The organism is Candidatus Margulisiibacteriota bacterium (genome assembly GCA_031268855.1).
Lineage (GTDB): Bacteria > Margulisbacteria > Termititenacia > Termititenacales > Termititenacaceae > Termititenax.
Window position 1 is genome coordinate 1 of the sequence record JAIRWS010000104.1, and the last position, 6,836, is coordinate 6,836.

Below are 6,836 nucleotides of genomic sequence, written 5' to 3' on the forward strand. Positions count from 1 at the left end.
GAGATTTTCCAGAGTCTGATTATAATCCGCCGCGTAAGCCTCTTTACCGGATAAATAATTTTGTTTCTTATTTTCAGCAGTCTCAGCCAGCTTCGCATCCGTTGTCGGCGCCTCACCTGTCGCTATTTCCCCATCCGGCGTTCGGTATTTGTAGCGTGCCATAAACATACCCCCTTTTTAAATAACTACTAACATATTATACAGCATATATTCTATGTGTCAAATATTAAAAAATATTTGACAAAAGATATACTAAAAAATAGAGGTAGTCCGCATGAATGACATCCAGCAACTCAAAGAGCATATTGGCCAGCGGCTGAAAGATTTAAGAACCCAAAAAGGGTTTACTCTGGAATATGTGAGTTTGGATTTGGATATATCTTTTTCTAATTATCTTTATATGGAAAAAGGCACGCGCGGCGCGCCCAAGCTGGAAATGCTTTGCAAACTGGCGGATTTTTACGGCGTGCCAGTGGATTATTTCTTTCAAGACTATGCGCCAACCAGTCGACATCCTTTGCCGCAACGCAATATTACCGAAAGAAAATTATTATCCGAGTTCCGCAAATTAAATCTTGAGAAAAAAAACCTAGCCGTCCGCGTGCTGAGAGTGTTCGGGCGGGACTAACGGCGGTATTTTGGCAACACAGAAATTATAAATATTTTGCGCTTTTTGTATGGCGCTTTTAGCGTTTAGCTCATCGGTTTCTAATTCATTGGGATAACGGGCTGAAATCCCATAAGGCGTTAAATCCTTGCAACTGCTAATAATGGTTTCAAATGAACTGTCATATTCCGCGCACAATCTGCATAATTCCGGCAAATTATGTATCTTCGGCGGCTCCACATCTTTCCAGACCAAAAATCCTTTTAAGGCTTTTTCCGCACACTGCTGGCAATGATAGCAGGCTATTTCTATTTGTTTAGGCCGTAAATCCTCAAATAAGCATTTTGCGGAAATTAAATCATTGTCGGCGAAGCGGAACCATTCTTTAACGAAATCAATTAGGCCCATACAGGAGGATCCCTTCGCGTACAATTTTCCGTTCCAGCGTCGGGAAAACACTTCTTTCTTTGAAACGGGTTTTATAATTGGCCAAAAAATCTACTGGCTTCCTGATTTCACCGCTAAAATCACGCTCTATTTTCTGCATTGCTTCCAGCGGCTTAAGTTTGGAGTCATCGGGCAGCACCACATAAAAATCGTAATCGCTATCGGCATGGGGAACACCATACGCATACGAGCCAAACAAATAAATTCTCTCGGCGGATACACTTTTCAGTATCGAGTCTTTGACAGCGAGTATCTCGTCATTTATCGCTATATCTTTTGTTTCTTCTTTATGCCGGCCTGTCATTTTAACGCCTCTGTTTAATTATACACGAAACCCGCTCAACAGTCCTTATAGGCCAGCCCCAGTTCCTCGCCCTGCGGTACGCCAGCTTTGTACACGCCATCAAAACAGCCCTGACAAAAACCAAAATCTTTAAGGCCGATCGCCTCACGCATAGCCGCGAGCGATAAATAACCGAGCGTGTCCGCGCCAAGTTTGCGGCAGATCTCCGGCACGGAATAATTGGCGGCGATAAGCTCAGATTTGAGCGGCGTGTCGATACCGTAATAACACGGACTGATGCTGGGCGGCGCGGAAACACGGAAATGTACTTCCCGCGCGCCGTTGTCACGCAGGAGCTTGACCAGCTTGGCCGAAGTCGTGCCGCGCACGATCGAATCGTCCAGCAAAACCACCCGCCGCCCGGCCAGCACTTCCGGCAGAGGATTGAGCTTGAGTCGCACACCCAGCTCACGCATACTCTGCGAGGGATTTATAAATGTGCGCCCGACATAACGGTTTTTGATCAAACCCTCTTCATAAGGAATGCCCGACGCTTTGGCAAAACCGACCGCCGCTGGCACGCCGGAGTCCGGCACCGGTATCACCACATCAGCCTCGACAGGATGTTCCCGGAAAAGCAGTTCGCCGAATTTTTCGCGCGCCTTGTAAACATTGCGCCCCGCGATGCAAGAATCCGGACGGGCAAAATAAATATATTCAAAAACACACGCAGCCGAAGGCTGCGCGCCGGCATATACAATAGAAGACGCCACGCTGGCGGTCAGCACAACGATCTCGCCCTTGCGGACTTCGCGCACGAGCGCCGCGCCGGTAATATCCAGCGCGCAGGATTCCGAAGCCAGCACATAACCGCCGTCATTGGCCAGCGCGCCAAAACACAAAGGACGAATGCCGTAAGGATCACGCATGCCGACAAGCTGATCTTTAGTCAACACCACCAGCGAGAACGCGCCCTGGAGTTTGGGGGCGATCGCGGCCAAAGCGGCGGCGGCGTCACCTTTGTAATTTTTGGCCAGCAGGCAGCCGATAATCTCCGAGTCAGAAGACATTTGCAGCTCAGCGCCGCCGCTCTCCAGCTCAGCGCGCAATTCCGCCGTGTTGACTAAATTGCCGTTGTGCGCCAGCAGAGCTGTTTCACCGCCGGGCAGCGGCACCACGATCGGCTGGGCATTTTTGATCTGTGACGCGCCGGTCGTCGAATAACGCACATGCCCGACCGCCTGCCGCCCCGGCAGGCTCTGAATAATATTTTCCGTGAAAACCTGCGGCACCAGCCCCATGCCTTTGTGATAATGCACCGCGCCTTTGTCGTCAAACGCGGCAATACCGGCCGACTCCTGACCGCGATGCTGCAAAGCATACAGGCCAAAATAGGCCAGCTTGCTGGCTTCACACTGCCTGCTAATAATGCCCAACACGCCGCACATAATTATTTCCCGCTCAAAAGTTTTGGTATCGCGTTGTAATATTTATCCGCCATTTTAGCCACGGGCAGATCGAACAGCTTTTCGCCGTCCACGGCCACGCTAAAATTTTCAGCCCGCACTTTACCGATCGACCGCGCCAGCACGCCGTGTTTGGCCGCCAATTTTTGAAAATCAGCCAGTTTGTCCGGAGTAATAGCAACAACAGCCCGCGCCTGCGTCTCCGCAAAAAGCAAAGCGTCCAGCCGCAGTTTGCCGGACAGGAGCTGTATTTCCGCGCCCCGGCCGGAAACACTGGACATTTCCGCCAGCGCGACCAGCAAGCCGCCCTCTGACAGATCATGCGCGCTATTTAGCACGCCCTGCTCAATGCCGTCGATCAAAAATTCCTGTAGTTGTTTTTCCTGGCGCAGATCAACACGCGGCGGCAGTCCGGCTTCCATATCGTGCCGCAGTTTCAGATATTCCGTGCCGCCGATGGCGTTGCGCGTCTGGCCGATCTGAAAGATCAGATCGCCGGTATTTTGCAGCCGCATGGTAACCCGCGGCGTATCCGGCGCGATAACACCCGCCAGACCGATCACTGGCGTCGGGTAAATCGGACCCAGCGAGGATTCGTTGTACATGCTGACATTGCCAGAAATGATCGGCGTGTCAAAAGCGCGGCAGGCATCGGCAATACCCTGACAAACGCGGCGCATGCTCCAAAAATTTTCCGGCTTTTCGGGATTGGCGAAATTTAAACAATCAGTGGCGCCGAGCGGCCGCGCGCCCACGCAGGCCAGATTGCGCGCGGCTTCAGCCACGGCCGCGGCTCCGCCGGTGTAAGGGTCAAGATAAGCGTAACGCGCGTTACAGTCCGTGGTCAGGGCGATCTTTTTGTCCGAACCTTTTAGGCGGAGCACGGCGGCGTCCGCCGCCCCCGGCGCCACGACCGTATTGGTCTGCACCATGTGATCGTACTGCTCGTAAACGCAGCGTTTGCTGGCAATATTCGGCTCGGCCAGTAAAGCCAGCAGTGTTTCCGCCGCCTGGTCTCCGGGCAGATCCGGTAAAGTTTCGATCTTGACTTCCTGCACTTCTTTTAAATAGTACGGCTCGGCCTCCGCGCACTCGTACACCGGAGCGTCATCGGCCAGCGAACGCGCCGGCGCTTCAGCCACTATTTCATTCTGAAAAATACAGCGCAGTTTATCGCCCTCTACAATTTCACCGATCTCCACCGCGTGCAGTCCCCAGCGGCTGAAAATGTCATAAGCAATTTGCTCCCGGCCTTTTTCGACGATCACGACCATGCGTTCTTGCGACTCGGACAGCAGCATTTCGTATGGTGTCATATTTTTTTCGCGCTGCGGCACCTTGTCGAGGTAGAGATCAATGCCAGAATTAGAGCGGCCGGCCATTTCGCTGGTGGAAGAAGTCAGCCCCGCCGCGCCCATGTCCTGCATGCCAACCACGACGCCAGTTTTTATCAATTCCAGACAAGCCTCCAGCAAAACTTTTTCTTTGAAAGGATCGCCGACCTGCACAGAGGAACGCTTTTCCTCGGTCGCTTTGGAAATCTCGACCGAAGCAAACGTCGCGCCGTGAATGCCGTCACGCCCCGTGTCCGCGCCGACATACAGCACTTTGTTGCCCAGACCCGCCGCTTTGCCGCGCACGATCGGCCCGTACAATTCAGCGACAGGCTCGTCGCCGGACTGCACCACGCCAACGCACATCGCGTTGACCAGAATATTTGTGCCGTAAGAATCCGAAAAATAAATCTCGCCGCCGACAGTCGGCACGCCGATACAGTTGCCGTAGCCGGCGATGCCGCCCACCACGCCGTTGAAAAGATAATTCATGCGGGGATGATCCGGCCCGATACTGCCGAAACGCAGAGAATTGAGCGAGGCGATCGGCCGCGCGCCCATCGTAAACACATCGCGGATAATGCCGCCCACGCCGGTCGCCGCGCCCTGATACGGCTCAACCGCCGAGGGATGATTGTGCGACTCGATCTTAAAACTCAAAGCCAGCCCGCCGCCGATGTCCACGATACCGGCGTTCTCGCCCGGCCCTTGTAGCACATATTTGCCAGTCGTCGGAAATAATTTAAGCAGCGGCTTGGAATGTTTATAACTGCAGTGTTCAGACCACAGCACCGAGTACATGCCCAGTTCGGCGATAGACGGGTGGCGGCCAAGGATTTTTTTAATGCGGCCGTATTCTTCGTCGGTCAGGCCGTGCTCTCGAATGACCTTCTTGCTAAAAGCTTTGGTGTCCGCGATAGTCCGGTTAAAATTAAAATCCAAACGTCTGCTCCCGTATCCGCGTCGAAGAAATATCCCGGCCGGTGTCTTCGATCAGATAAATTTGGTCTAAAAACTTTTCCTGCTCCGCAAACATTCGCTCGATCCGGGTAAAATCACAGCCCGGCCGAAAAACCACAATGAAGCGCGTCAAAGCCAATAATTTAGCCGGTTCTTTCCAGGTAAATATTTTCTCGAACGCATCGGTGCCGATTATATAGTACAAGTCGGCGTCTGTAAAATCCGGGCGCTTTTTTAATTCGGCCAGCGTGTCCACCGCATAGGACAAGCCGCCGCGCTCGATTTCCGCCAGACAAATATCCAGATCGGCGTAGGGACGTATCGCGCGGCGCAGCAATTCCAGGCGTTCGGCGGCGGAATGTCGCGGCTGAGCCTTGTGCACGGCCCGACCGAGCGGCAAAAAATAAACCCTGTCCAAATTCAGCTCTCTTTGCGCCAGACAAGCGATATGGAGATGCCCTTCGTGCACCGGGTCAAACGCGCCGCCGAAAATACCGAGTTTTTTAGTCATGTCAAAGTATAATACATTTTAAAAAATACGCCGCCGCGGCCAACGCTTGTTTTCCCGAATAAATTAGGATATAATAAGGGCAGTTTAAGGACAGAAAGGAGTACATAATTATGCTACCGATAATGACCAAAGCAATTCCAATTACGGAACTAAAAAAGACTAACGAGATTTCCAAATACTGCCACGAGGTAAATGAGCCGGTGATCGTCACCAAAAACGGCTACAGCGATCTGATCATTATGAGCGCGGAAATTTATGAACGCGAGATGTTCAAGCAGGATGTTTATTTGAAGCTGGCTGAAGCCGAGGCCGAGTACCAGTCCGGCGCGCCGCTGATGCCATTTGATAAAACTCTTAAAGAAATACGGGCTAAAATAAATGCCTCTAAATAAGCCCAAGATACTACCTACGGCGCATAACGACATTCAGCAAATCGTCGATTATCTTTTAGCCAACAACAAACAAGCGGCGGCAGCTTTTTCTCAAGCCCTAGACCGCGCGCGGGAACAGCTAGTTTTATTTCCCGAAAGCGCGCCGATCTCTACGGATGTCCGTCTGGCCGGCGAAAAATACAGAGCTCTGGTTTTGGTTTATGATTATTTGTTATTTTACAAAATCCACAAGCAGACCGTGGTTGTCTACAGAGTCCTCAATGGCAAACGGAATTACAGAGAGTTCGTCTAAATATTTAGGCCATTTTTTTAATATAGATCACCGTGTAATACGCCGGCTCAACATTGACCGTAATCGGAACCGGAGGGTTTTGTCCCACAGTCCCAGTTTCGGTAATTCCTGTATAGGCGGATTGATTTACGGCGGTAGCATCATTATTGGTGGCAGATGTATTCTGGTTAGCGGCAGTTGCCGCCTGATTAGTAGCCGTCGTCCCAGAAACTGTTACAGCCATTGTCGCTGTAGAAAATCCATTTCCGGGAGCATAACTTGCGTAAGCTATACCATTGTCATTGCCTAATTGTACGCGCGTGCCGCTATAAGACGCTGGATGACTATGAGAATCCTGCGCATGATTGTGCGGATTCTGTGTATGGCTGTGCGGCTGCTGCGAGTGAGTGTGAGGATTTTGATTATGCGTATGGCCGCTATCCGTAATACTGTGCTTATGGCTCGGCAGATTAGCCTCGCTTAGAGTTATGCTCAAACTATCGTTACTTCCGCCGGAGGCGCCGCTGGAAGTCCCGCCGCGGATAAATCTATCTTTTAAATCCGG

General features: G+C 51.6%; 9 protein-coding genes. 3 read left to right on the forward strand and 6 right to left on the reverse strand.

Going from position 1 to position 6,836, the window contains the following annotated elements; all coding sequences use genetic code 11:
- Window positions 1–274: 274 nt before the first annotated feature.
- Entirely contained in the window at window positions 275–628 is a 354-nt protein-coding gene (locus tag LBJ25_06220; protein ID MDR1453548.1) for a helix-turn-helix domain-containing protein, read from the forward strand.
- On the opposite strand, the gene LBJ25_06225 is transcribed toward LBJ25_06220, so the two are convergent.
- Genes LBJ25_06225 through nadD form a run of 5 tightly spaced genes read right to left on the reverse strand, consistent with a single transcriptional unit; the run spans window position 590 to window position 5,608 of the window.
- Window positions 590–1,015: a HEPN domain-containing protein gene (locus LBJ25_06225; protein ID MDR1453549.1), complete on the reverse strand. Its 426-nt coding sequence runs from the start codon at window positions 1,013–1,015 to the stop codon at window positions 590–592. The genes LBJ25_06220 and LBJ25_06225 overlap by 39 nt on opposite strands.
- Window positions 1,002–1,358 (reverse strand): nucleotidyltransferase domain-containing protein, encoded by a 357-nt coding sequence (locus LBJ25_06230; GenBank protein MDR1453550.1) that lies wholly within the window; start codon window positions 1,356–1,358, stop codon window positions 1,002–1,004. Before LBJ25_06230 ends, LBJ25_06225 begins: the two co-directional genes overlap by 14 nt.
- 35 nt (window positions 1,359–1,393) lie before the next feature.
- Window positions 1,394–2,785 (reverse strand): amidophosphoribosyltransferase, encoded by a 1,392-nt coding sequence (gene purF, locus LBJ25_06235; protein ID MDR1453551.1) that lies wholly within the window; start codon window positions 2,783–2,785, stop codon window positions 1,394–1,396.
- Window positions 2,786–2,787: 2 nt separating this feature from the next.
- Window positions 2,788–5,079, reverse strand: a complete 2,292-nt coding sequence (gene purL / locus LBJ25_06240; protein ID MDR1453552.1) for a phosphoribosylformylglycinamidine synthase subunit PurL — start codon at window positions 5,077–5,079, stop codon at window positions 2,788–2,790.
- Window positions 5,069–5,608, reverse strand: a complete 540-nt coding sequence (nadD, locus tag LBJ25_06245; protein ID MDR1453553.1) for a nicotinate (nicotinamide) nucleotide adenylyltransferase — start codon at window positions 5,606–5,608, stop codon at window positions 5,069–5,071. The genes purL and nadD overlap by 11 nt, the downstream gene beginning before the upstream one ends.
- A 122-nt stretch (window positions 5,609–5,730) precedes the next feature.
- Here nadD and LBJ25_06250 point away from each other — a divergent pair, with 122 nt between their 5' ends.
- The gene (locus tag LBJ25_06250; GenBank protein ID MDR1453554.1) at window positions 5,731–6,000 is read left to right on the forward strand and encodes a type II toxin-antitoxin system Phd/YefM family antitoxin; all 270 of its coding nucleotides are present in this window, start codon (window positions 5,731–5,733) and stop codon (window positions 5,998–6,000) included.
- Window positions 5,987–6,292 (forward strand): type II toxin-antitoxin system RelE/ParE family toxin, encoded by a 306-nt coding sequence (locus tag LBJ25_06255; protein MDR1453555.1) that lies wholly within the window; start codon window positions 5,987–5,989, stop codon window positions 6,290–6,292. The genes LBJ25_06250 and LBJ25_06255 overlap by 14 nt, the downstream gene beginning before the upstream one ends.
- 4 nt (window positions 6,293–6,296) lie before the next feature.
- Here LBJ25_06255 and LBJ25_06260 read toward each other — a convergent pair.
- A partial coding sequence (locus tag LBJ25_06260) for a hypothetical protein (protein ID MDR1453556.1) occupies window positions 6,297–6,836 on the reverse strand: 540 nt, incomplete at its 5' end.